Annotated in this window: 18 protein-coding genes, 1 tRNA gene and 3 rRNA genes; 16 read left to right on the top strand and 6 right to left on the bottom strand. The window is 51.0% G+C overall.

The features are described from left to right. Positions 1–143: 143 nt before the first annotated feature. Positions 144–1,136 carry an aspartate--ammonia ligase gene (gene asnA, locus MYB54_RS21705; RefSeq protein ID WP_039281256.1) on the top strand — a complete coding sequence of 331 codons (993 nt, stop codon included), beginning with the start codon at positions 144–146 and terminating at the stop codon, positions 1,134–1,136. Here asnA and viaA read toward each other — a convergent pair. Continuing rightward, positions 1,133–2,611 (bottom strand): ATPase RavA stimulator ViaA, encoded by a 1,479-nt coding sequence (viaA, locus tag MYB54_RS21700; protein WP_248721348.1) that lies wholly within the window; start codon positions 2,609–2,611, stop codon positions 1,133–1,135. The genes asnA and viaA overlap by 4 nt on opposite strands. Positions 2,612–2,617: 6 nt before the next feature. After that, positions 2,618–4,117 (bottom strand): ATPase RavA, encoded by a 1,500-nt coding sequence (ravA, locus tag MYB54_RS21695; RefSeq protein WP_100017867.1) that lies wholly within the window; start codon positions 4,115–4,117, stop codon positions 2,618–2,620. A gap of 334 nt (positions 4,118–4,451) precedes the next feature. On the opposite strand from ravA, the gene kup reads away from it, so the two are divergent. Beyond that, positions 4,452–6,320 (top strand): low affinity potassium transporter Kup, encoded by a 1,869-nt coding sequence (gene kup, locus MYB54_RS21690; protein WP_039487773.1) that lies wholly within the window; start codon positions 4,452–4,454, stop codon positions 6,318–6,320. Positions 6,321–6,462: 142 nt separating this feature from the next. Here the strand turns inward: kup and qseC are convergent, their stop codons facing one another. Together qseC and qseB are read right to left on the bottom strand one after the other, a co-directional pair. Continuing rightward, the gene (gene qseC / locus MYB54_RS21685; RefSeq protein WP_248721347.1) at positions 6,463–7,821 is read right to left on the bottom strand and encodes a quorum sensing histidine kinase QseC; all 1,359 of its coding nucleotides are present in this window, start codon (positions 7,819–7,821) and stop codon (positions 6,463–6,465) included. Beyond that, positions 7,818–8,480 carry a quorum sensing response regulator transcription factor QseB gene (gene qseB / locus MYB54_RS21680; protein WP_039465702.1) on the bottom strand — a complete coding sequence of 221 codons (663 nt, stop codon included), beginning with the start codon at positions 8,478–8,480 and terminating at the stop codon, positions 7,818–7,820. The genes qseC and qseB overlap by 4 nt, the downstream gene beginning before the upstream one ends. A 243-nt stretch (positions 8,481–8,723) precedes the next feature. Here qseB and MYB54_RS21675 point away from each other — a divergent pair, with 243 nt between their 5' ends. The 11 genes from MYB54_RS21675 (at position 8,724) to rrf (ending at position 20,718) form a co-directional block, all read left to right on the top strand. Continuing rightward, positions 8,724–9,119: a YgiW/YdeI family stress tolerance OB fold protein gene (locus MYB54_RS21675; RefSeq protein ID WP_248721346.1), complete on the top strand. Its 396-nt coding sequence runs from the start codon at positions 8,724–8,726 to the stop codon at positions 9,117–9,119. A gap of 204 nt (positions 9,120–9,323) precedes the next feature. After that, positions 9,324–9,743 (top strand): D-ribose pyranase, encoded by a 420-nt coding sequence (rbsD, locus tag MYB54_RS21670; RefSeq protein WP_010300118.1) that lies wholly within the window; start codon positions 9,324–9,326, stop codon positions 9,741–9,743. A 7-nt stretch (positions 9,744–9,750) separates the two neighbouring features. Beyond that, positions 9,751–11,256, top strand: a complete 1,506-nt coding sequence (gene rbsA, locus MYB54_RS21665) for a ribose ABC transporter ATP-binding protein RbsA (protein WP_248721345.1) — start codon at positions 9,751–9,753, stop codon at positions 11,254–11,256. A gap of 7 nt (positions 11,257–11,263) precedes the next feature. Next, a complete protein-coding gene (rbsC, locus tag MYB54_RS21660; protein ID WP_014917165.1) occupies positions 11,264–12,232 on the top strand; it encodes a ribose ABC transporter permease in 969 nt (322 codons plus the stop codon). Between the two features lie 25 nt (positions 12,233–12,257). Next, a complete protein-coding gene (gene rbsB / locus MYB54_RS21655; RefSeq protein WP_005976509.1) occupies positions 12,258–13,145 on the top strand; it encodes a ribose ABC transporter substrate-binding protein RbsB in 888 nt (295 codons plus the stop codon). Between the two features lie 71 nt (positions 13,146–13,216). Further along, the gene (gene rbsK / locus MYB54_RS21650; protein WP_039317415.1) at positions 13,217–14,143 is read left to right on the top strand and encodes a ribokinase; all 927 of its coding nucleotides are present in this window, start codon (positions 13,217–13,219) and stop codon (positions 14,141–14,143) included. 3 nt (positions 14,144–14,146) lie between these two features. Further along, on the top strand, positions 14,147–15,142 hold the full coding sequence (gene rbsR, locus MYB54_RS21645; protein ID WP_039281232.1) for a ribose operon transcriptional repressor RbsR: 996 nt from the start codon (positions 14,147–14,149) through the stop codon (positions 15,140–15,142). A 428-nt stretch (positions 15,143–15,570) separates the two neighbouring features. Then, positions 15,571–17,112 (top strand): 16S ribosomal RNA (locus MYB54_RS21640). A 140-nt stretch (positions 17,113–17,252) separates the two neighbouring features. Beyond that, a tRNA-Glu gene (locus MYB54_RS21635) sits at positions 17,253–17,328 on the top strand. Between the two features lie 227 nt (positions 17,329–17,555). After that, positions 17,556–20,462 (top strand): 23S ribosomal RNA (locus MYB54_RS21630). A gap of 140 nt (positions 20,463–20,602) precedes the next feature. After that, a 5S ribosomal RNA gene (gene rrf, locus MYB54_RS21625) occupies positions 20,603–20,718 on the top strand. The 16S, 23S and 5S rRNA genes sit together here with 1 tRNA gene alongside, the layout of an rRNA operon. 208 nt (positions 20,719–20,926) lie before the next feature. On the opposite strand, the gene mobB is transcribed toward rrf, so the two are convergent. Both mobB and mobA read right to left on the bottom strand, forming a co-directional pair. Continuing rightward, positions 20,927–21,448, bottom strand: a complete 522-nt coding sequence (gene mobB, locus MYB54_RS21620; RefSeq protein WP_039516145.1) for a molybdopterin-guanine dinucleotide biosynthesis protein MobB — start codon at positions 21,446–21,448, stop codon at positions 20,927–20,929. Continuing rightward, positions 21,438–22,016, bottom strand: coding sequence for a molybdenum cofactor guanylyltransferase MobA (gene mobA / locus MYB54_RS21615; protein ID WP_039516146.1), 579 nt, complete (start codon positions 22,014–22,016; stop codon positions 21,438–21,440). The genes mobB and mobA overlap by 11 nt, the downstream gene beginning before the upstream one ends. Before the next feature lie 210 nt (positions 22,017–22,226). Here mobA and MYB54_RS21610 point away from each other — a divergent pair, with 210 nt between their 5' ends. The 3 genes from MYB54_RS21610 (at position 22,227) to dsbA (ending at position 24,209) form a co-directional block, all read left to right on the top strand. Then, positions 22,227–22,496, top strand: coding sequence for a YihD family protein (locus tag MYB54_RS21610; RefSeq protein WP_005968263.1), 270 nt, complete (start codon positions 22,227–22,229; stop codon positions 22,494–22,496). A gap of 78 nt (positions 22,497–22,574) precedes the next feature. Beyond that, positions 22,575–23,561 (top strand): serine/threonine protein kinase, encoded by a 987-nt coding sequence (locus tag MYB54_RS21605; protein ID WP_205605556.1) that lies wholly within the window; start codon positions 22,575–22,577, stop codon positions 23,559–23,561. Positions 23,562–23,585: 24 nt separating this feature from the next. Continuing rightward, positions 23,586–24,209: a thiol:disulfide interchange protein DsbA gene (gene dsbA, locus MYB54_RS21600; RefSeq protein ID WP_010281626.1), complete on the top strand. Its 624-nt coding sequence runs from the start codon at positions 23,586–23,588 to the stop codon at positions 24,207–24,209. Positions 24,210–24,348: the final 139 nt, after the last annotated feature.

Here is a 24,348-nt window from a genome sequence, read left to right as displayed (position 1 = left end):
CCTATTTTAGCGAATAATGATTTTATACCGCTCTAAAATGACGGATTAAAAGCACAAGTGCAATTTATCCATAAGATTATTGAATGACTGGCAGTTTTTATTGCTTAATGAATAACTAAATACGATGAATAAGAGACGCGGCAATGAAAAAGCAGTACATCGAAAAACAGCAGCAAATCAGCTTCGTTAAATCTTTCTTCTCCAGCCAGCTGGAGCAGCTTTTGGGATTGATTGAAGTCCAGGCACCGATTCTCAGCCGTATCGGCGACGGCACGCAGGATAACTTGTCCGGTACGGAAAAAGCGGTGCAGGTTAAGGTTAAAGCCCTGCCAGATGCCACATTTGAAGTGGTTCACTCACTGGCGAAATGGAAACGTAAAACGCTGGGTGCGTACGATTTTAGCTTCGGCGAAGGCATCTATACCCACATGAAGGCACTGCGCCCGGACGAAGATCGTTTAAGCCCAATCCATTCGGTCTATGTCGATCAGTGGGACTGGGAGCGCGTGATGGGAGATGGCGAGCGTAATGCGGAGTATCTGAAATCGACGGTGACGCGTATTTATCAAGGCATTAAAGCAACGGAAGCTGCGGTACATCAGGCGTTTGGCATTCAGCCTTTCCTGCCAGAGCAGATTCATTTTGTGCATACCGAAACGTTGCTGCAGCGCTACCCCGATTTGGATGCCAAAGGGCGTGAACGCGCTATCGCTAAAGAACTGGGTGCGGTCTTCCTGATTGGGATTGGCGGTAAGCTGTCCAGCGGGCACTCTCACGATGTGCGTGCACCGGATTATGATGACTGGACGACACCAGGCGAGCAGGAACTGGCGGGACTGAACGGCGATATCGTCGTGTGGAACCCGGTTCTGAACGATGCATTTGAGATTTCATCAATGGGCATCCGTGTCGATGCGGAAGCGTTAACACGCCAGCTGGCGCTGACGCAGGATGAAGAACGTCTGAAGCTGGAATGGCATCAGGCGCTGCTGCGCGGCGAAATGCCGCAAACGATCGGCGGTGGAATCGGTCAGTCTCGTCTGGTCATGCTGCTGCTGCAATTGTCGCACATTGGTCAGGTTCAGTGCGGCGTATGGCCACAGCCGCTGCGTGAGTCAGTTTCCGGCCTGCTTTAATAAGCCTTGCCGTGCTGCCAACGGCGCATTAAGCGGCTTTTTAACCCGGTATCAAAGCGCCAGATATGGTCAAAGATGTGCATGATGCCGGGTTTGCCATGATCGGACATCGCTACAGCATGGAAACGATGTTGTAGCTGCTTCTGCCGGCTTTTCACCTTATTTACCACCTCATCCGGCAACCGCTGGGCGATAAAATCCGAAATCACCACCGCATCGGCATCATGCCAGAGTGCGTCGTCCATCTTATCTAACAATGCTGACAGACAGGCGCTCATATCTGTGCCGCCGCGGAAAGACTGGCTGAGAAAACGTATCGCCTGCTCTAAGCCGTCCGCAGATGTGAGTTCATATTTCACCACGCCAGTAGAAAACAGCATGATGTAGCAACGGCGGTTGTCGGCGAGCGCGATGCGCATCAATGCCAGACAGAAGGCTTTGGCACAGCGTTCATTAAAGCCGCCCATCGAGCCTGACGTATCGACGCAGACGATAAAGGGGCCACGTGGCTGCTGTTCGTTTTGCTGATGTACCACGGGACGCTCGGTGATTTTCTCGCGCCAGCTTTCCCCCTGTAAGCGATAGGTCAGCAGCCGATGTTCCAGCAGGCGACGATAGAATTCATATTCCAGTTCGCTAATGCCCAGCGTGACCAGCTCCGTCGGCATCAAACGCAAAATGTCATCGCTCTGATGCACGCCGCTCACCTGCTCAGGCACGGTGGCGGGTTCCCGTACTCTGACCCGGAAGGCTTCTTTCGGTGCTTCCTGCGTGAGGATGGATTTGGTTTCGCGACTGCGCCCTAAGCGTTCCGCCAGTTTTTGTAATGCAGGCTGGCGTTGCAGGAAAGCGCCGAAATCCAGTAACGGACGGGGATCGGTGTGAATACGCTGTGCCGCGCTGAGATCCCAGAGCCGCCCGGCCGCATTTTCGTTTTCGGCCAGAATAGGTTCGAGTTTGCCGCTGAGGGTCAGGCGTTGTTGCAGTTCATCCAGCAGGATTTCCCGCTCCTGATCCATCAATTGCTGATGCAGTGAAACAGTTTGTAGAGTGAGGCTTAGCCGCCAGCGCTGAAGAAAGAGTGCGTGAAGCCCGCTCGTGACCTTCTGTCCTAAGGTTCGCTCTGGAGAGGCCATGAGCTGTGAGGCCTGTGTCAGAAAGGGGGATTCTACGTTGTTCAGCGTATCCATAATCGCAGGCAGGCGTACCTGAAAAGTCTGATTGTCGATCGATTGTGAACGCTGGTAGCAGCTAAATTCTTTTTCCAGCTCCGGCGGTACCTGTGTGGCACGCAGGCGCTGTTTTAAGGTTTCTTTCCAGTGAGGCAGGTCGTTGAGTAACGCGGACTTCAGGCTGGGATACTTTTCAAAGAAGAAAGCGAGCTGAGGCGTCGCCAGCAGTGTGACGATAAGATCGTCTAACAGCTCGTTTTCATCGATAGACAGCAGCATTTCCAGTGATTCCAGCGTGATCATCGGGCGTTAGTCCTGTTGCTCTGATTGCTGGATCTGCTCAGCGACCTGTTGCAGGCTGGCTTCTATTTTGGCCAACCACTCACTGGGGACAAACAGGCAAGGCTGATGCTGGCTGAATAAGCGGCGCTGTTCGCGCAACTGCATGTTCAGCTTTTCATACTCATCGATAATGTCGGCAGGAAGCGCAATGTCGCGCTTTTCCGGCAGAGAAAGAATAGAGGATTGCAGGCTGATATCACGAACCGTCAGATGTTGGCGATCGTCCACCAGCAGATCGAGACGTTGAGTAAAGCCGATACCGTTGAGCTTGCCCCGGATTTCTCCCCCTTTTTGCAGCCAGCCTTGCAGAGCATTCTTCTCAATGATCAGATGGTTGACTTCAATATCGTGCAGGATCAGCGGGCGTTGCAGCACCAGATCCAGCGTTTCAGCGGCGATCGTTTCAGGCAAGGTGTAATGGAATTTGCGGCCTAGGAAGTGCCCCTGTTTCTCCACCGAAAAGGCCTGTAATTCGCTTTGTTCACGCTGGTATTGCTGACGTCTGCTGTTCACCTGCTGCAAGCGGAACAGCAGGCTTTTCTGCTGGTAGGCGTGTTCGGTAATCAGTAATTCAAGCTGATGCTCGATGAGCGTTAACGTGCTTTGGTCATGCCAGAGACAGTCTTTCAACAGAATGATATCAACCGGCGTAATGGCATCCCGTCCGCAGAAAAACGCGCTGGCCTGAAGCAGGCGCAGGGCTTTTTTCCAGCGCCGATCGGAAATGTAAGGAGCCTGTTCCAGCGCATCAAGCTGCTGACGCAGCGTGTAAATCAGCTCAAAGCCGAATTCTGGCAACGCGACGTGCTCAATATCCTTCTGCCACTGTTGGTACTCTTCATCGCTGACGCTAAGAGCGGGCGGAACAGGGTTATCGCGTTCGCTGCTGTTATTCACGAGCAGCGCACGGAAATTCTGTTTTTCCTGCACGCGATCGAGCCACAGCCGGATGAGCATGCGGTCGTAGAGCGCTTCCAGACCGCCATCCGCTTCCGGCAATTCATTCGACGCGGCGACCAGCAGGCGCATCGGGATCGTGTCTTCGCTGTTGCCATTACGGAAACGCCGCTCGTTAATGGCCGTCAGCAGGGTATTCAAAATGGCGGGGCCCGCTTTCCAGATCTCATCCAGAAACACGATTTCAGCTTCTGGCAGATAGCCAGCGGTCAGACGCTGATAGCGCCCTTCGTCTTTTAACGCCTGAATGGAAAGGGGACCGAATACCTCTTCCGGGGTGGAAAAGCGTGTCATCAGGTACTCGAACGCGTTCGCATGACGAAAAGCGAATTTAAGACGCCGAGCGATCATACTTTTGGCGATACCTGGCGGTCCCAGCAGGAAAACACTTTCCCCGCTTAGCGCGGCCAACAGACAGAGACGAATGGTGTGCTGTCTTTCGTAGAGTCCGTGTTCTAGCGCATGACTGAGACGAGAAATTCTTTCAGCCAATGCTGCAGTTTGACGCATAATTAATCCGTTAGTCCCATGATGTGATGCACCGAAATCGTTTATTTCTGAACCCTATTGATCCCGCTGAAAGCGGACGCTCAGAAAATCCCTACTTTCAGAAAGGTAATGGTAATAATAAACGGCAGATCACAGTTTTTTATTAGAATACTTTTACGGATTATTCACCCTAACGGGGTAAGTAAGCAATAAACCACCTTTTACAGGATGTTTCTTATACAGGTGACCGCATAATAAAAATGGGTTTTTACCCTGATTTGTGCATACTGTGCGCTCTTGGACGAGTTGCTGTGAATGACGCGCTTCGCGGACTGATTAACAACAGAAGATAGATATGAGCTCAGAACATAAACGTTCGCTTCCGGCTGTCACGCTGGCGGCCATCGGGGTGGTTTATGGAGATATAGGAACCAGCCCTCTTTATACGTTAAGGGAATGTTTATCAGGGCAGTTTGGTTTTGGGGTCGAGCCTGACTCGGTCTTTGGCTTTCTTTCACTGATCTTTTGGCTGTTGGTCCTCGTTGTTTCGCTGAAATATCTGACCTATGTGATGCGTGCTGATAACGCAGGCGAAGGTGGGATTCTCACCCTCATGTCGTTAGCCGGGCGCAATACCTCCGATCGCATGACGTCCGTGCTGGTCATCATGGGGTTGATTGGCGGCAGCTTCTTCTATGGGGAAGTGGTCATCACACCCGCTATCTCGGTGATGTCGGCGATGGAAGGGTTGGAAATCGCCGCGCCTTCAATGGACAGCTATATCGTTCCACTCTCGATTGTCGTTCTGACATTACTGTTTATCATTCAAAAACACGGTACGGGTAGCGTCGGCAAGCTGTTTGCACCCGTGATGCTGATCTGGTTTTTGACGCTTGGCGTACTGGGCGCGCGCAGCATTATTGCTAACCCCGAAGTCTTGCAGGCGTTGAACCCGATGTACGCCGTGCGCTTCTTTATTGAATATAAAGCGGTGTCGTTCTTCGCGCTGGGGGCGGTGGTGCTGGCGATTACTGGGGTCGAGGCGCTGTATGCCGATATGGGCCACTTCGGTAAATTCCCTATTCGTCTGGCTTGGTTTACTGTAGTGCTGCCATCGCTGGTGTTAAATTACTTCGGGCAGGGTGCGCTGCTGTTAAAAGACCCGGAAGCCATCAAGAACCCCTTTTTCCTGCTGGCGCCAGACTGGGCGCTGATTCCACTGATGATATTGGCTACGCTGGCGACAATCATTGCCTCGCAGGCCGTCATTTCCGGTGTTTTCTCCCTGACCCGTCAGGCGGTGCGACTGGGCTACTTGCCGCCGATGCGTATCGTACACACGTCAGATATGGAATCTGGTCAGATCTATATCCCCGCCATTAACTGGATGCTCTATATCGCCGTTGTCATCGTGATTGTCAGCTTTGAGCATTCGAGCAATCTGGCGGCGGCTTACGGGATTGCGGTAACGGGTACGATGGTGATTACCAGCATTCTGTTCTGTACGGTAGCGGTGAAGAATTGGCTCTGGAATCGCTATCTGGCGTGGGTATTGCTGGCGGGCTTGCTGATTATCGACGTGCCGATGTTTTTGGCAAACGTGGTCAAGATCCTGTCCGGCGGCTGGCTGCCGCTGGCGCTGGGTATGGTGATGTTTATCATCATGACGACGTGGAAAAGCGAGCGTTTCAGGCTTCTGCGCCGGTTGCATGAGCATGGTAACTCGCTGGATGCCATGATTGCCTCGTTGGAGAAAACGCCGCCGACGCGTGTGCCGGGGACCGCCGTGTATTTCTCGCGTGCGACTCGGGTGATTCCGTTCGCGCTACTGCATAACCTTAAGCACAATAAGATCCTGCACGAGCGCGTGGTGCTGTTGACCATGCGGACGGAGGATGCGCCCTATGTGCTTAACGCTCGCCGCGTGACGGTCGAACAGCTTTCGCCGACGTTCTGGCGCGTGATTGCCAACTATGGCTGGCGTGAGACACCGGATGTGGAAGAGGTCTTTCAGCGCTGCTGGCAGGACGGGTTAACCTGTCAAATGATGGAAACGTCTTTCTTTATGTCCAATGAATCGCTGATTATCGGTGAGCGCCCGTGGTATCTGCGCTTGCGCGGTAAGCTATTCATGATGCTCAGCCGCAATGCGCTGCGAGCTGCGGATCAGTTTGAAATACCGCCGAACAGGCTGATCGAACTGGGGATACAGGTCGAGATTTAAGTGAACCCTCTATACTCGCTATCGTTAACACATAGGCAGCGACTCGCTGTTTGTTATTAGGGAAACACGGGGATGAGGTTCCCGCAGGGACACCTCGCCTCGTGGTAGACCGTGTATCTCGATCTTACCCCAACGCAACGTCCTATAGCTTTTGCCAGTTAACCGACACAATCAGCCCGCCTTCGGGCTGATTGGTGAACGTGACCCGCATGTGGTGCAGTTTTGCGATATTGTTGACGATGGAAATCCCAAGACCGCTACCGGATTTCTCCTGCCCCGGCGGGCGATAAAAGCGTTCGCCAATTCTTGCCAGTGCCTCTTCACTAATGCCCGGTCCGTTATCGGCAACCTGAAAGTCGCGCTCTGTCAGCGTCAGACTTACCGTTCCTCCTTCATGGCTGTAGCGAATAGCATTATCCAGCAGATTGCGCACCAGCAGAGTCAGCAGCAGCGGGTGGCCCTGCCTAATAACCGGGGTGTCCGGTAAATCCAGCGTCAGCTCGATACCCGCGGTTTGCGCTGTGTGGTAATGCGCGATCACCGCCTGTTGCAGGAGTTCATTGAACTGGACGGGCTGCATCCCTTCGGGAGACGATTCGGCATCCAGCCGCGACAGCGTCAGGAGCTGATCCACCAGTCGTGTGGCCCGATCGATGCCTTTATCCAGGTTGACCAGCGCATGGTGCCGCATGGCTTCATCATCATGCGCCAGCTGTGCGACTTCGGTTTGGACTTTCAACGCTGCCAGCGGGCTACGCAATTCGTGAGCCGCATCGGAGGTAAAACGGCGTTCACGAACCAGCATGTCGCTGATGCGGGAAAACAGGTGGTTTAATGCGTTGACTAACGGGCGAACTTCTTGCGGTATGTGCTGCGTCGCCAGCGGCGTACTTTCGTCAGGTAAACGCTGTTGAAGCTCGGCGGTAATGCGTTTTAGCGGTGAGAGCTCACGCGTGACCAGCCAGAACAGCAGCACCAGCATGATCGGCAGGGCGAACAACCAGGGCATTAGGTTGGTTTTTACAATATCCAGCGTCATGTCCTGACGATATTCCCACTCCTGCCCGACAGCAATCACGTAGCGATTATCCGCAGTCGTCAGCCAGACGATGCGCCAGGCATCATTGTCATCGCGTAATCTGCCGTCGGTGAAGCCGTTGCGCGTATAGTTAAAAATGAAATCCTTGCCGTTATCACCATCGTTCAGCACCATTTTCCCATCGCGGGTAAAAATGGCGAAGGCCAGCGCATCATCTTCCTGCTTTCCCTGATTCTCATGTACCAGACTTTTGGTTTTGGGCAGAGAAATTGACTGGATTCGCAATTCATCAGGATTCATGGTGGCCAGGTGTTTGGCAAACAGCATTTGCTGGGTATCAAATAGCTCATTGATATTATGGCGTGTTTGATACCACGAAAGCAGACTAGCTACGCCCCAGCAAATCAATGTCAGCAGCGTAAAACCTGCAATCAGGCGTAAACGCAGGCTGAGTCGGTTCATGGCGCATCCCCCAGAATATAGCCAACGCCATGCACGGTACGGATAAACCCGCTGCCCAGCTTTTTACGCAGATGATGGATATGCACTTCTACCGCATTACTGGAGACATCATCGTCCCACCCATAGAGCTTTTCTTCCAACTGTGCGCGCGTGAGTATGCGGTTCGGATTGAGCAAAAACAGTTCCAGTAACGCCAGTTCGCGAGATTTTAGTATTAGCGGTTCGTTGTTAAGCGTGACGCTCCGCGATCCCTGCTCAAGGGAAACTGCACCGTGCGTTAATGCCGGTTGAAGCTGACCGTGACGGCGGCGAATCAGTGCCTGCAGGCGAGCGGCCACTTCTGTCAGCGCAAAGGGCTTACATAAATAATCATCGGCACCTCGTTGTAGCCCTTCCACTCGTTGTTCCAGCGCATCGCGGGCGGTCAAAATCAGTACCGGTTCGTCATGGCCCGCCTGACGCCACTGGCGCAGAATATCCATCCCGTCCATACCCGGCAGGCTGAGATCGAGCACCACCGCATCATAGGGGGCCGCCTTCAATGCCGCTGCACCTGCTTTACCTTCCATAAACCAGTCGATATTAAAGCCCAGTTTGTTCAGCCCCGCTTTCAGGCCGTCGCCAATCAAGCGATCGTCTTCGATTAACAATATTCTCATGGCTGCCTCGCAGAGAATGCGCTGCTGTTGCGCTTATGCCTTTTCCGGTTTTATACGAAATAGAGAGCCGGTGTGTACAGGTCAAATCGCTGAAACTGGGCAATATCCGGCAATATAAAAAAACAACAATGCGAAAGTTGCTTCCTTAAGATTCTGTTAAGAACGGTTTGTTTTAATCCTTATCGAAGACCGATTACTCCCGCAGGTTGACTGCGAAACGACAGGCAAATAAGGAAGGTAAATATGAAAAAAGCAGCTGCGTTACTCGCCATTACCGCTCTGGTTTCTGCACCAGCATTTGCTGCACAAAGTGGCGGTGGTTTTGTCAATCCGGAAACACCAACCGTTGGTACACATCAAGGGGGATTCACCGATTCGCAGAGTTCCCTCACCACGGTAGATAAAGCTAAAGATTTGCGTGATGACACTTGGGTGACGCTGAGAGGGAATATTGAAAAACGGCTCGGCGATGAAAACTACCTGTTCCGCGATTCAACGGGCACGATGGAAGTCGAGATCGATCACAAACGCTGGAATGGCCAGATGGTTTCACCTACCGATAAAGTGGAAATTTCAGGCGAGTTGGATAAAGAATTCAACGCTGTCGGGGTAGATGTGAAGCAGATTCGTAAACTCTAACGTATTATCCTCTGTTCCCTATTGGCGGGCTGTTGCCCGCCATTTCTCTATTTATCAATCTCCTATAACGACCTCTCGTTACCTTTCTTTTTTTGTTAGCGAAACGTTTCGATGGTGATCACATTTTTTTTATCTCTTCATTGCCTTTCTTGCTTCTTTTTCTAGAATGTTATTAGCGAAACGTTTCGCTGGTGGGGTGATAAGATGAAAAAAGCAGCATTATTGAATTCAGATATTTCTTCCGTGATTTCTCGACTGGGGCATACCGATAGCCTGGTGATTGGCGATGCCGGTTTACCAATTCCTGAAACGACGACCCGTATCGATCTGGCGTTGACGCATAACGTGCCGACGTTTTTGCAGGTGGTTAGCGTTGTCACCAGCGAAATGCAGGTCGAGGCCGCTATTCTGGCGGAAGAAATAATTGAAAAGAACCCCGCAGTCCATGACGCATTACTCGATCAATTGAAGCAACTTGAACAACACCAGGGAAACTCAATTGCATTGCACTATGTTAGCCATGAAGAATTTAAAACCCAAAGCGGCAAAAGCCGGGCCATCATTCGCAGCGGAGAGTGCTCTCCGTATGCCAATGTCATCCTTTGTGCTGGCGTAACGTTCTGAGGCATCAATGCAACCTTTACTGCAACTGCAAGGCATCACGAAATCTTTTCCCGGCGTTAAAGCGCTTTCCGGTGCGGCACTCAACGTCTATCCGGGAAAAGTGATGGCGCTGGTGGGCGAGAACGGTGCGGGCAAGTCCACCATGATGAAAGTTCTGACCGGGATCTATCGTAAAGATGCTGGCAGCATTCATTTTCTGGGGAAAGAGGTCGATTTCAGCGGGCCGAAAGCGTCCCAGGAAGCAGGTATCGGTATTATCCATCAGGAACTTAACCTGATTCCCCAACTCACGATTGCCGAGAATATCTTCCTTGGTCGTGAATTTACCAACCGCTTCGGTCGTATCGACTGGAACAAGATGTATGCGGAAGCCGATAAGCTGCTGAAACGCCTTAATCTGCGCTATGACAGCCGTCGTATGGTCGGGGATTTATCGATTGGCGATCAGCAAATGGTAGAAATTGCCAAGGTGCTGAGCTTTGAATCGAAAGTCATCATCATGGATGAACCGACCGATGCCCTGACAGATACTGAAACCGCTTCGTTATTCAGCGTGATCAAAGAGCTGCAATCTCAGGGATGCGGCATTGTCTATATTTCCCACCGTCTGAAAGAAATCTTTGAAATCTGCGATGACATTACCGTGTTCCGCGATGGTCAGTTTATCGGCGAGCGTCCGGTCAGTGATTTAGAGGAAGATACGCTGATTGAAATGATGGTCGGTCGTAAGCTGGAAGATCAGTACCCACGTTCGAATAAAGTGCCGGGAGAGGTTCGCCTTAAGGTACAGAATCTCTCTGGGCCGGGCGTCGACAGTGTCAGCTTTACGGTGCGGAAAGGCGAAATTCTGGGCGTCGCAGGGCTGATGGGCGCGGGCCGTACCGAACTGATGAAGATTCTCTACGGTGCACTACCGCGAACTGGCGGTAATGTGATGCTGGATGGCCGCGACGTTGTGACCCGTAAACCGCAGGATGGCCTGGCGAACGGCATCGTTTACATATCAGAAGATCGCAAGCGCGATGGTCTGGTGCTGGGCATGTCAGTAAAAGAAAACATGTCCTTAACCGCACTGCGCTATTTCAGCCATGCGGGCGGTCGTTTGAAACATGCCGAAGAGCAACTGACCGTTGCCGACTTTATTCGCCTGTTCAACGTGAAAACGCCTTCAATGGAGCAGCCTATCGGCCTGCTTTCCGGCGGTAATCAGCAGAAAGTGGCGATTGCCCGTGGCCTGATGACGCGCCCAAATGTCCTGATCCTCGATGAACCGACGCGTGGCGTCGATGTCGGGGCGAAGAAAGAGATTTATCAGTTAATCAATCAATTCAAAGAAGAAGGGCTGAGCATCATATTGGTGTCATCCGAAATGCCCGAAGTCTTGGGAATGAGCGATCGCATCATTGTGATGCATGAAGGGCGCTTGAGCGGTGATTTCCCTATTGAGCAAGCAACCCAGGAAGCACTGATGGCCGCGGCCGTTGGTAAGCAATACGGCGCAAAGCAGGAGTAAGTCAGACATGAGTTCTCAATCTATCGCGGCAAAACGCTGGTTCAGCAAAGAGTGGTTACTGGAGCAGAAATCGCTGATCGCGCTCCTGATCCTGATTGCGGTTGTTTCCGCCATGAGCCCTAACTTTTTTACCCTGAACAACCTGTTCAATATTCTCCAGCAGACGTCGGTGAACGCCATCATGGCCGTCGGGATGACGCTGGTGATTCTGACCTCGGGCATCGATTTGTCAGTGGGTTCCCTACTGGCATTGACCGGTGCCGTAGCGGCTTCTATTGTCGGGCTTGAAGTCAATGCGCTGGTGGCGGTGTTTGGCGCGCTGGCGCTGGGGGCGCTGATTGGTGCGGGTACGGGGGTTATTGTATCTAAAGGCAAAGTGCAGGCGTTTATCGCCACGTTGGTCATGATGCTGTTACTTCGCGGTGTGACGATGGTTTATACCAACGGCAGCCCGGTTAATACCGGTTTTTCCGACGTAGCAGATGCGTTTGGCTGGTTTGGTATCGGTCGTCCGCTGGGGATTCCGACGCCAATCTGGATCATGGCTATCGTGTTCGCGGCAGCCTGGTACATGTTGCACCATACGCGTCTGGGGCGCTATATCTATGCGCTGGGCGGCAACGAGTCTGCCACCCGTTTGTCCGGCATCAGCGTTGATAAAGTCAAAATTATTGTCTATTCCCTGTGTGGGCTGTTGTCTGCCCTGGCGGGAATTATCGAAGTCGCACGTTTGTCCTCTGCACAGCCGACGGCGGGTACAGGGTATGAGCTGGATGCTATCGCGGCTGTAGTATTGGGCGGCACCAGTCTGGCTGGAGGAAAAGGGCGTATCGTTGGTACGTTGATCGGCGCACTTATCCTTGGTTTCCTCAACAACGGACTGAATTTATTAGGTGTTTCTTCTTACTACCAAATGATCGTTAAAGCAGTCGTCATCTTGCTGGCGGTTCTGGTAGATAACAAAAGCAGTAAATAACCTTCATTCACACAGGAATTGAGTTATGAATATGAAAAAGCTGGCTACTCTGGTTTCCGCTGTTGCGCTGAGCGCGACTGTCAGTGCTAATGCCTTGGCCAAAGATACGGTTGCTCTGGTGGTTTCTACGCTGAATAACCCGTTCTTTGTTTCAATGAAAGAGGGTGCACAGAAAGAAGCTGACAAACTGGGTTACGAGCTGATTGTGCTGGATTCCCAGAATAACCCAGCAAAAGAACTGGCTAACGTTCAGGATTTGACGGTACGTGGAACCAAAGTTCTGCTGATCAACCCGACCGATTCTGATGCAGTAGGTAATGCGATTAAAATGGCTAACCAGGCCAAGATCCCTGTTATTACGCTGGACCGCGTTGCGAGCAGTGGTGAAGTTGTGAGCCACGTGGCTTCTGATAACGCCTTCGGCGGTAAAGTTGCCGGTGACTTCATTGCCAAGAAATTGGGTGAAGGCGCTAAAGTGATTCAGTTGGAAGGCATCGCCGGAACGTCTGCCGCGCGCGAGCGTGGGGCAGGTTTCATGAAATCTGCTGAGAAAAATAAATTCGCTATGCTGGCCAGCCAACCCGCTGACTTCGACCGTACTAAAGGGCTGAACGTGATGCAGAACCTGCTGACCGCGCACCCTGACGTTCAGGCTGTATTTGCTCAGAACGATGAAATGGCGTTGGGTGCACTGCGTGCACTGCAAACCGCAGGTAAAACAGATGTGCTGGTTGTCGGCTTTGACGGCACTCAGGATGGTGTGAAGGCCGTTGAGTCAGGCAAGCTGGCTGCGACTGTTGCTCAGCGTCCTGATCAGATTGGTGTGATTGGTATTGAAACGGCGGCGAAAGTGCTGAAAGGCGAAAAAACGCAAGCCATCATTCCGGTTGATCTGAAGCTGGTCGCAAAATAATTAAAGAATAAAGCAGGGCTCGCGCCACCCGTTTGTGGTGGCGCATTATTAACGTAGCGGGATTCGACACAATGAAAACGGGTAAGCTGGTGGTGCTGGGCAGTATTAATGCTGACCATATTCTCAATCTTGAGCAATTTCCCCGTCCAGGCGAAACGGTGATCGGTGAGCAATATAGCGTAGCTTTCGGTGGGAAAGGTGCCAATCAGGCCGTTGCCGCTGGTCGAAGCGGTGCAGACATCGCCTTTATTGCCTGCGTTGGAGAAGATGATATCGGCACCCGTATTTGCCAGCAGCTATCCAAGGACAATATCGATGTTTCCGCCGTTGAGGCTATCTCCGGGGAAACAACCGGCGTTGCACTGATTTTTGTTAACGCCGACGCTGAGAACATGATCGCGATTAATGCCGGCGCAAATGCTGCTGTGACGCCTGATTATCTTCATCGTCATCAGCAACACATTATTGATGCTTCAGCATTGCTTATGCAGCTTGAGTCGCCGTTGGAAACGGTCATTGCGGCCGCTAAACTGGCGCATGAACACCAAACGAAAGTGATTCTTAACCCCGCCCCTGCCCGTGAACTGCCCGATGAACTGCTATCGCTGGTCAATATGATCACGCCGAATGAAACCGAAGCGCAGTTCCTGACGGGAATTACCGTTGAGACGGAAGACGATGCGGCTCGCGCAGCACAGGTTCTGCACGATAAAGGCATTGAAACGGTTCTCATCACATTGGGTAGCCGTGGCGTATGGTTAAGTGAAAACGGTCAGGGGCAGCGAATTCCGGGATATCGCGTAAAAGCCGTGGATACTATCGCCGCCGGAGACACGTTTAATGGCGCGTTAGTGACAGCATTGCTGGAAAATAAGCCCATGTCCTCCGCAGTAAAATTTGCCCATGCGGCAGCGGCGATAGCCGTTACTCGGCGAGGCGCTCAGCCCTCTGTCCCATGGCGTGAAGAGATCGACGCATTTTTGCAAACCCAGGGGTGATCTTTGGCCACCATGAAAGATGTCGCCCGTCTTGCGGGCGTTTCTACTTCTACCGTATCTCACGTCATTAATAACAATCGCTTTGTCAGCGACACCATTCGCGAAAAAGTGATGAAGGCCGTTGAGGATCTCAACTATGCGCCCTCTGCGCTGGCCAGAAGTCTGAAAATAAACCAGACCCGCACCATCGGTATGTTGCTCACTGCCAGTAATAACCCGTTTTATGCCGAAGTGGTTCGTGGCGTAGAACGCTGCTGTTATGAGCGAGGCTATAGCCTGATTCTGTGCAATACCGAAGGCGATCGCGACAGAATGAGCCATAGTCTCGAAACGCTGCTGCAAAAGCGGGTCGACGGCGTACTGTTGATGTGCACCGAAAGCCATCGCCCTTTGCCTGAAATGATGAGCCGTTATCCTTCTATACCTATGGTCATGATGGATTGGGCCCCCTTTGAAGGCGTCATGGACGTCATTAAAGATAACTCTCTGCTCGGTGGGGAGATCGCGACCAATTACCTTATTTCTCGTGGCTATAAAAAGATAGCCTGCATTGCGGGTCCAAAAGATAAGACTACCGCCTATAACCGATTAGAAGGTTATCGACAGGCGATGCAGCTCGCTGGGCTATTCATTCCCGCTGACTATGAAATTTTCGGCGATTTTGAGTTTGAAGCGGGCTACCGCGCTATGCAGCAGTTGTTAGCGCTGGAAGATAAACCTGAAGCGGTGTTCACCAGTAACGATGCGATGGCCGTTGGCGTGTACCATGCGCTTTATCAGGCTGGACTTTCTATTCCGCAAGACATGGCGGTTATTGGTTACGATGACATTGAACTGGCCCGCTATATGTCACCACCTCTAACTACCGTTCACCAGCCTAAAGATGAACTCGGCGAATTGGCTGTGGATACACTTTTGTATCGTCTGGAACATCCCAATACTGAACCTAATGCGCTGGTGTTGACGCCGGAATTGATGGTACGCCAGTCTGTCCGATGAGGATTTCGCTCAATTAGCGGCGAAAAATCCGGCATAACGGCGTCTTTTAATTCGCTTTGCTGAAAAAATCCCCACTCGGTAATTTTTTTGCATTTAGCGCTTGTCAGCCGCCGAGAAGTCCCTATAATGCGCCTCCACTGACACGGCAACAGCGACACGCGGTTGTAGTGACAGGAAAAAAGATTCAACGAAGGCGGTCAGTAATGACTTGACTTCACAGCGGAAAAGCATAGTATATGCAGCCCGCGCCACCGATGAAGTGGCACTGCTCTTTAACAATATAATCAGACAATCTGTGTGGGCACTCACAAGACCGTATCTTAACGATATAAAAAGTCTTGAAGAGTGAACAACAGTAAATTCATTACGAATAAACAGTTTTAATTCTTTGAGCATCGCTGACGAGTTCAGCAAATCAAACAAATCTTAAATTGAAGAGTTTGATCATGGCTCAGATTGAACGCTGGCGGCAGGCCTAACACATGCAAGTCGAGCGGTAGCACAGAAGAGCTTGCTCTTTGGGTGACGAGCGGCGGACGGGTGAGTAATGTCTGGGAAACTGCCTGATGGAGGGGGATAACTACTGGAAACGGTAGCTAATACCGCATAACCTCGCAAGAGCAAAGAGGGGGACCTTCGGGCCTCTCGCCATCAGATGTGCCCAGATGGGATTAGCTAGTAGGTGAGGTAATGGCTCACCTAGGCGACGATCCCTAGCTGGTCTGAGAGGATGACCAGCCACACTGGAACTGAGACACGGTCCAGACTCCTACGGGAGGCAGCAGTGGGGAATATTGCACAATGGGCGCAAGCCTGATGCAGCCATGCCGCGTGTGTGAAGAAGGCCTTCGGGTTGTAAAGCACTTTCAGCGGGGAGGAAGGCGGTAAGGTTAATAACCTTATCGATTGACGTTACCCGCAGAAGAAGCACCGGCTAACTCCGTGCCAGCAGCCGCGGTAATACGGAGGGTGCAAGCGTTAATCGGAATGACTGGGCGTAAAGCGCACGCAGGCGGTCTGTTAAGTTGGATGTGAAATCCCCGGGCTTAACCTGGGAACTGCATTCAAAACTGACAGGCTAGAGTCTTGTAGAGGGGGGTAGAATTCCAGGTGTAGCGGTGAAATGCGTAGAGATCTGGAGGAATACCGGTGGCGAAGGCGGCCCCCTGGACAAAGACTGACGCTCAGGTGCGAAAGCGTGGGGAGCAAACAGGATTAGATACCCTGGTAGTCCACGCTGTAAACGATGTCGATTTGGAGGTTGTGCCCTTGAGGCGTGGCTTCCGGAGCTAACGCGTTAAATCGACCGCCTGGGGAGTACGGCCGCAAGGTTAAAACTCAAATGAATTGACGGGGGCCCGCACAAGCGGTGGAGCATGTGGTTTAATTCGATGCAACGCGAAGAACCTTACCTACTCTTGACATCCACAGAATTCGGTAGAGATACCTTAGTGCCTTCGGGAACTGTGAGACAGGTGCTGCATGGCTGTCGTCAGCTCGTGTTGTGAAATGTTGGGTTAAGTCCCGCAACGAGCGCAACCCTTATCCTTTGTTGCCAGCGATTCGGTCGGGAACTCAAAGGAGACTGCCGGTGATAAACCGGAGGAAGGTGGGGATGACGTCAAGTCATCATGGCCCTTACGAGTAGGGCTACACACGTGCTACAATGGCGTATACAAAGAGAAGCGACCTCGCGAGAGCAAGCGGACCTCATAAAGTACGTCGTAGTCCGGATTGGAGTCTGCAACTCGACTCCATGAAGTCGGAATCGCTAGTAATCGTAGATCAGAATGCTACGGTGAATACGTTCCCGGGCCTTGTACACACCGCCCGTCACACCATGGGAGTGGGTTGCAAAAGAAGTAGGTAGCTTAACCTTCGGGAGGGCGCTTACCACTTTGTGATTCATGACTGGGGTGAAGTCGTAACAAGGTAACCGTAGGGGAACCTGCGGTTGGATCACCTCCTTACCAAGAAGATGTGTGTTAAGTGAAGTGCTCACACAGATTGTCTGATGAAAATACTGAGCAAGCGCACCTGTTGATGTCATGAGTGTAGACTCATGCTGACGCGAGCGTGCCGGGTTTATGACCTGGTGCGGATTTTTCGTGTCCCCATCGTCTAGAGGCCTAGGACACTGCCCTTTCACGGCTGTAACAGGGGTTCGAATCCCCTTGGGGACGCCAATCCGATAATGAGTGAAAGACATTATCATGAATATCTTAAAGATGATTCTTCGGAGTCATGTTTACGATATTGCTCTTTAACAATCTGGAACAAGCTGAAAATTGAAACATGACAGCTGAACATGCATGACGGCCTTCGGGTGTGTCGTGGTGAATCAGTCTGTCAATGAGTCTCTCAAATAATCGCAGCGCGATGATGAATCAATCGAAACATCTTCGGGTTGTGAGGTTAAGCGACTAAGCGTACACGGTGGATGCCTAGGCAGTCAGAGGCGATGAAGGGCGTGCTAATCTGCGATAAGCGTCGGTAAGCTGATATGAAGCGTTATACCCGACGATACCCGAATGGGGAAACCCAGTGTGTTTCGACACACTATCATGGCATGAATACATAGTGTCATGAGGCGAACCGGGGGAACTGAAACATCTCAGTACCCCGAGGAAAAGAAATCAACCGAGATTCCCCCAGTAGCGGCGAGCGAACGGGGAGGAGCCCAGAACCTGAATCAGTTTGTGTGTTAGTGGAAGCGTCTGGAAAGTCGCACAGTAAAGGGTGATAGTCCCGTACACAAAAATGCACGAATTGTGAGTTCGATGAGTAGGGCGGGACACGTGACATCCTGTCTGAATATGGGGGGACCATCCTCCAAGGCTAAATACTCCTGACTGACCGATAGTGAACCAGTACCGTGAGGGAAAGGCGAAAAGAACCCCGGCGAGGGGAGTGAAATAGAACCTGAAACCGTGTACGTACAAGCAGTGGGAGCCTACTTGTTAGGTGACTGCGTACCTTTTGTATAATGGGTCAGCGACTTATATTCTGTAGCAAGGTTAACCGTATAGGGGAGCCGCAGGGAAACCGAGTCTTAACTGGGCGTTAAGTTGCAGGGTATAGACCCGAAACCCGGTGATCTAGCCATGGGCAGGTTGAAGGTTGGGTAACACTAACTGGAGGACCGAACCGACTAATGTTGAAAAATTAGCGGATGACTTGTGGCTGGGGGTGAAAGGCCAATCAAACCGGGAGATAGCTGGTTCTCCCCGAAAGCTATTTAGGTAGCGCCTCGTGAATTCATCTTCGGGGGTAGAGCACTGTTTCGGCTAGGGGGTCATCCCGACTTACCAACCCGATGCAAACTACGAATACCGAAGAATGTTATCACGGGAGACACACGGCGGGTGCTAACGTTCGTCGTGAAGAGGGAAACAACCCAGACCGCCAGCTAAGGTCCCAAAGTCATGGTTAAGTGGGAAACGATGTGGGAAGGCATAGACAGCCAGGATGTTGGCTTAGAAGCAGCCATCATTTAAAGAAAGCGTAATAGCTCACTGGTCGAGTCGGCCTGCGCGGAAGATGTAACGGGGCTAAACCATGCACCGAAGCTGCGGCAGCGACACTTAGGTGTTGTTGGGTAGGGGAGCGTTCTGTAAGCCTGCGAAGGTGGCCTGTGAGGGCTGCTGGAGGTATCAGAAGTGCGAATGCTGACATAAGTAACGATAATGCGGGTGAAAAACCCGCACGCCGGAAGACCAAGGGTTCCTGTCCAACGTTAATCGGGGCAGGGTGAGTCGACCCCTAAGGCGAGGCTGAAAAGCGTAGTCGATGGGAAACAGGTTAATATTCCTGTACTCGGTGTTACTGCGAAGGGGGGACGGAGAAAGCTAGGTTATCCGGGCGACGGTTGTCCCGGTTTAAGCGTGAAGGTGGATGACTTTGGTAAATCCGGGTCATCGTTAACACTGAGGCGTGATGACGAGTCACTACGGTGATGAAGTAACCGATGCTACGCTTCCAGGAAAAGCCTCTAAGCTCCAGGTAACATCAAATCGTACCCCAAACCGACACAGGTGGTCAGGTAGAGAATACTCAGGCGCTTGAGAGAACTCGGGTGAAGGAACTAGGCAAAATGGTGCCGTAACTTCGGGAGAAGGCACGCTGATGGTAGGTGAAGTGACTTGCTCATGGAGCTGAAATCAGTCGAAGATACCAGCTGGCTGCAACTGTTTAATAAAAACACAGCACTGTGCAAACACGAAAGTGGACGTATACGGTGTGACGCCTGCCCGGTGCCGGAAGGTTAATTGATGGGGTCAGCCGCAAGGCGAAGCTCTTGATCGAAGCCCCGGTAAACGGCGGCCGTAACTATAACGGTCCTAAGGTAGCGAAATTCCTTGTCGGGTAAGTTCCGACCTGCACGAATGGCGTAATGATGGCCAGGCTGTCTCCACCCGAGACTCAGTGAAATTGAACTCGCTGTGAAGATGCAGTGTACCCGCGGCAAGACGGAAAGACCCCGTGAACCTTTACTATAGCTTGACACTGAACCTTGAGCCTTGATGTGTAGGATAGGTGGGAGGCTTTGAAGCGTGGACGCCAGTCTGCGTGGAGCCAACCTTGAAATACCACCCTTTAATGTTTGATGTTCTAACGTGGACCCGTAATCCGGGTTGCGGACAGTGTCTGGTGGGTAGTTTGACTGGGGCGGTCTCCTCCCAAAGCGTAACGGAGGAGCACGAAGGTTAGCTAATCCTGGTCGGACATCAGGAGGTTAGTGCAAAGGCATAAGCTAGCTTGACTGCGAGAGTGACAGCTCGAGCAGGTGCGAAAGCAGGTCTTAGTGATCCGGTGGTTCTGAATGGAAGGGCCATCGCTCAACGGATAAAAGGTACTCCGGGGATAACAGGCTGATACCGCCCAAGAGTTCATATCGACGGCGGTGTTTGGCACCTCGATGTCGGCTCATCACATCCTGGGGCTGAAGTAGGTCCCAAGGGTATGGCTGTTCGCCATTTAAAGTGGTACGCGAGCTGGGTTTAGAACGTCGTGAGACAGTTCGGTCCCTATCTGCCGTGGGCGTTGGAAGATTGAGAGGGGTTGCTCCTAGTACGAGAGGACCGGAGTGAACGCACCACTGGTGTACGGGTTGTGATGCCAATTGCATTGCCCGGTAGCTAAGTGCGGAAGAGATAACCGCTGAAAGCATCTAAGCGGGAAACTTGCCTCGAGATGAGTCTTCCCTGGGCACTAGATGCCCCTGAAGGGCCGTTGAAGACGACGACGTAGATAGGCTGGGTGTGTAAGCGTAGCGATACGTTGAGCTAACCAGTACTAATGACCCGAGAGGCTTAACCTTACAACACCGAAGGTGTTTTGTGGGTGATGAAAGACTCATAGAGAACGATGTTCAGCTTGTTCAGAGATTGGTTCTGGTGGTTGCGTGATGACGAGAAAGATAAAGTCACCATAGTAACGGCTGGAATGAAACAGAATTTGCCTGGCGGCGATAGCGCGGTGGTCCCACCTGACCCCATGCCGAACTCAGAAGTGAAACGCCGTAGCGCCGATGGTAGTGTGGGGCTTCCCCATGTGAGAGTAGGGAACTGCCAGGCATCAAATAAGTGGAAAGCCTCTGTCGAAAGACAGGGGCTTTTTGCTATGGGGAATTTGGGATGTTATCTGCAACGATTTGCTCACCGTTGTGGATCTATTGCGGTGTATCCGACAGATAACCTGACCGCCAAGATATATGGGGGGCGAAAATCGACGTCCTACTAGACATTACCCAATGGTTCAGTGTGAGCGGTAGTCTATTCCGCACTACAGACTGTTATTTTTGAGCCATTGTCGGATAAAAGCAGCAACCTGTTCTGGTTGATTGATATCGAGCACAGGAAGTCGGGTGTCTATCTCTGTATCCGCTGCAATCGCAATGACATATTCATCGATCAAATCACTTAATTCTCTACCCAACGATTGGCGAAACAAGGCTATTTTAGCGATCTTCTCGTGTTTGAACCCCTCAACCAGCACTAGATCGAGAGCTGATGCATCCATTTTCCCTGCTAGATCGTAAATATTGGGTTCTTCCTGATCAGGCGTCTCCGTCATCAGCGCCCACCGTTGGCTGCTGGCGACAATCGTTTGTGCTGCGCCTGCCTTACGGAGCTCATAGCTATCTTTACCTGGTGTATCAATATCCATCTGATGATGTGTATGTTTAATGAGTCCGACTCGAACGCCATGATGCGTCAGCAGCGGGATGACGTGTTTAAGTAATGTCGTTTTACCTGTACCGCTATAAGCAGCAATAGCGAGCAAGGGGACACGATTAGGATTCACGGTGTTGCTTCTCCCAATTGGATAAATCTTCAGGCGAATTCATATTGCGAAAAGCTTCAGGCTGATCGCTAAATGAAACGGCGTTTGCCCCAACCTGTTCCATAAATAGCAGCAGCTTACGGTTTCCGAGATGCATATAGGTCTCTAGTGATTCAATAAGGTTTTTATTGATTAAGAGTAATGTGGGATGTGGCCGTTCTCCATCAGTGGCATAAGCCGCATTGGCTTCCCCACGTGCTTGCCATAAGCGGTTTACCAGATCGCAAGGGAGTGCTGGGACATCGCAAGGAACGAATGCGACCCATTCGGATGGAGAGGCATGTAATCCACTCAGAATACCCGCCAGCGGGCCTGGAAAGCTTGTATCAACGTCACTAATAACGTGGCAGCCGCTTTGTGCATACACAGCCTGATTGCGATTAGCGCTGATCATGACTTCATTAACCTGTGCTTTAAGCCGAGACAGAACATGCAGATATAGCGGCTCACCGTTCAGTGCTATCAGACCTTTATCGTGCCCGCCCATGCGTGTTGCCCGTCCGCCTGCGAGAATAACGCCTGTAATCATTTCACTTTCCAATTATCGATGCCCACTTTCCTCTACCGAAAGTTTGTGGGGCTAAACCATACGCTATTCTCTGAAAACTTTCGCAGAAGACCAAGTTCTTTCCTCATGTGAGCAAGGCTGTTATTTTTATCGCTATATACTCAATAGCGCTCAAGTCGCTTCCTGCATATTGAAATTTATTGAGTACAAATCGTTTTTAAGGAGAAAAAAATGAAATGTCATCGTGTTAATGAGTTGATTGAGCTGTTGCACCCAGCCTGGCAAAAAGAGCCCGATTTAAATCTGGTGCAATTTTTACAAAACCTTGCACAGGAGGCGGGGTTCGAGGGGCAGTTAAATGAACTGACTGATGATATCCTTATTTACCATCTAAAAATGCGTGATGCAGATAAAGAACAAGTCATCCCCGGGTTGAAGAAGGATTACGAAGAAGATTTTAAGACCGCTTTGCTTCGTGCCCGGGGAGTTATTAAAGACTAGTGGAAAGGAATAACACGTTCATGATGCTAACTATTGCACGCATACCTCTTACGTTGCCTCTAACCATTTGTGGCCGTGATGAATAGTTCGATATTTAATTTTCAGACGCTATTCCCAGATCTGATCGTGGATGCCTTGCTGGATGTTGGGCTGCGCGTTGATTCTGGTTTGACGGCATTAAACAGTTATGAGAACCGGGTGTATCAGTTTACGGATGAAGATCGTAAACGATTCGTGGTGAAATTTTATCGCCCGGAACGGTGGAGTGCAGCGCAGATTCAGGAAGAGCATATTTTTGCCCAGCAATTGGCAGAAGATGAAGTCCCTGTTGTCGCGCCCGTCTCGCTTAATGGGCAAACGTTGAACGTTTATGAAGGGTTTCATTTTGCCGTATTCCCCAGCGTGGGTGGGCGGCAGTATGAAATGGATAATGAAGACCAGCTAGAGTGGGTCGGTCGTTTTCTCGGCCGGATTCACCAGACGGGGCAGAAATCGTTATTCACCGAGCGTCCTACGATCGGGGTAAATGAATACCTGCATGAATCTTATCGGTTGTTGGAGACATGTCCGCTAATACCGAAAATACATCGACATGATTTTTTACAAGCGACCCGTCAACTGATTGATACAGTTGAAACTTATTGGCATAACGATTGGCGACCACTGCGTCTGCATGGGGATTGTCATCCAGGCAATATTTTGTGGCGTGATGGCCCGCTATTTGTGGATTTGGATGATGCCCGTAATGGTCCGGCAATACAGGATTTATGGATGCTGTTGCACGGTGACCGTCGTGAACAACGTATTCAACTGGATATCTTGTTAGAAGCCTATAGCGAATTTGCGGAATTTCAGGAGAAAGAGCTCTCGCTGATTGAGCCTCTTCGCGCGATGCGGCAGGTTTATTATTTAGCTTGGGTTGCCCGTCGCTGGGAAGACCCCGCTTTTCCGAAAAATTTCCCCTGGATGACGGATGCTGATTTCTGGTTGAAGCAAACGGCAATATTTATTGGGCAAACTCAGCTGTTGCAGGAACCTCCTCTACAGCTAATGCCAATGTACTGAAATTAAATGGAGAGAGTTAAATTTATGAAAAAGTTATGGCTTGCGCTGATTGGCGTTGTTCTGGCATTTAGTGCTTCTGCTGCAGAGTTTTCTGACGGCAAGCAATATGTAGAATTAGATAAACCTGCAACCCAAGAGCCTCAGGTTCTTGAGTTCTTCTCATTCTATTGCCCGCACTGCTATCAATTTGAACAGGTTTACCACGTTCCAGATGCAGTAAAAAAAGCGTTGCCAGAGGGTACGAAGATGACACGTTATCACGTGGACTTCCTGGGCCCATTGGGTAAAAACCTGACGCAGGCATGGGCTGTTGCTATGGCGCTGGGCGTTGAAGATAAAATTACCCCGCTGATGTTTGATGCGGTTCAGAAAACACAGACTGTACAAAAACCGGAAGATATTCGCGAAGTCTTTGTGAAAGCCGGCGTGAGTGCGGAAGAGTTTGATGGTGCTCTGAATAGCTTTGTTGTGAAATCTCTGGTTGCTCAGCAGGAAAAAGCGGCCGCCGATTTACAATTACGCGGTGTTCCAGCCATGTTCGTTAACGGTAAATATATGATCAAGAATGATGGTCTTGATACCAGTTCAATGGATGGGTATGTAAAACAGTACGCTGACGTGGTGAAGTTCCTCATTACCAAGAAGTAATTATTTAATAAGTCATGCGGATAAAACCGCATGACTTTATACCTTCCCGCGGTTCATCTTCTTATCTTTTATATCTCATCAGTTCGCAATATCTATTTATCTGTTTGTTTATATCCACAAATTGGATGACGGTTTATCA

Origin of the sequence: Pectobacterium nicotianae (assembly GCF_023272715.1) — a bacterium.
In the GTDB taxonomy this organism is placed as follows: domain Bacteria; phylum Pseudomonadota; class Gammaproteobacteria; order Enterobacterales; family Enterobacteriaceae; genus Pectobacterium; species Pectobacterium brasiliense.
This window is presented reverse-complemented; position numbering and strand designations above follow the sequence as displayed.

Bases quoted from the DNA above. Each gene is read 5' to 3' on its own strand.
- asnA (WP_039281256.1), top strand. From the start codon at position 144: ATGAAAAAGCAGTACATCGAAAAACAGCAGCAAATCAGCTTCGTTAAA.
- viaA (WP_248721348.1), bottom strand. From the start codon at position 2,611: ATGATCACGCTGGAATCACTGGAAATGCTGCTGTCTATCGATGAAAAC.
- ravA (WP_100017867.1), bottom strand. From the start codon at position 4,117: ATGCGTCAAACTGCAGCATTGGCTGAAAGAATTTCTCGTCTCAGTCAT.
- kup (WP_039487773.1), top strand. From the start codon at position 4,452: ATGAGCTCAGAACATAAACGTTCGCTTCCGGCTGTCACGCTGGCGGCC.
- qseC (WP_248721347.1), bottom strand. From the start codon at position 7,821: ATGAACCGACTCAGCCTGCGTTTACGCCTGATTGCAGGTTTTACGCTG.
- qseB (WP_039465702.1), bottom strand. From the start codon at position 8,480: ATGAGAATATTGTTAATCGAAGACGATCGCTTGATTGGCGACGGCCTG.
- MYB54_RS21675 (WP_248721346.1), top strand. From the start codon at position 8,724: ATGAAAAAAGCAGCTGCGTTACTCGCCATTACCGCTCTGGTTTCTGCA.
- rbsD (WP_010300118.1), top strand. From the start codon at position 9,324: ATGAAAAAAGCAGCATTATTGAATTCAGATATTTCTTCCGTGATTTCT.
- rbsA (WP_248721345.1), top strand. From the start codon at position 9,751: ATGCAACCTTTACTGCAACTGCAAGGCATCACGAAATCTTTTCCCGGC.
- rbsC (WP_014917165.1), top strand. From the start codon at position 11,264: ATGAGTTCTCAATCTATCGCGGCAAAACGCTGGTTCAGCAAAGAGTGG.
- rbsB (WP_005976509.1), top strand. From the start codon at position 12,258: ATGAATATGAAAAAGCTGGCTACTCTGGTTTCCGCTGTTGCGCTGAGC.
- rbsK (WP_039317415.1), top strand. From the start codon at position 13,217: ATGAAAACGGGTAAGCTGGTGGTGCTGGGCAGTATTAATGCTGACCAT.
- mobA (WP_039516146.1), bottom strand. From the start codon at position 22,016: ATGATTACAGGCGTTATTCTCGCAGGCGGACGGGCAACACGCATGGGC.
- MYB54_RS21610 (WP_005968263.1), top strand. From the start codon at position 22,227: ATGAAATGTCATCGTGTTAATGAGTTGATTGAGCTGTTGCACCCAGCC.
- MYB54_RS21605 (WP_205605556.1), top strand. From the start codon at position 22,575: ATGAATAGTTCGATATTTAATTTTCAGACGCTATTCCCAGATCTGATC.
- dsbA (WP_010281626.1), top strand. From the start codon at position 23,586: ATGAAAAAGTTATGGCTTGCGCTGATTGGCGTTGTTCTGGCATTTAGT.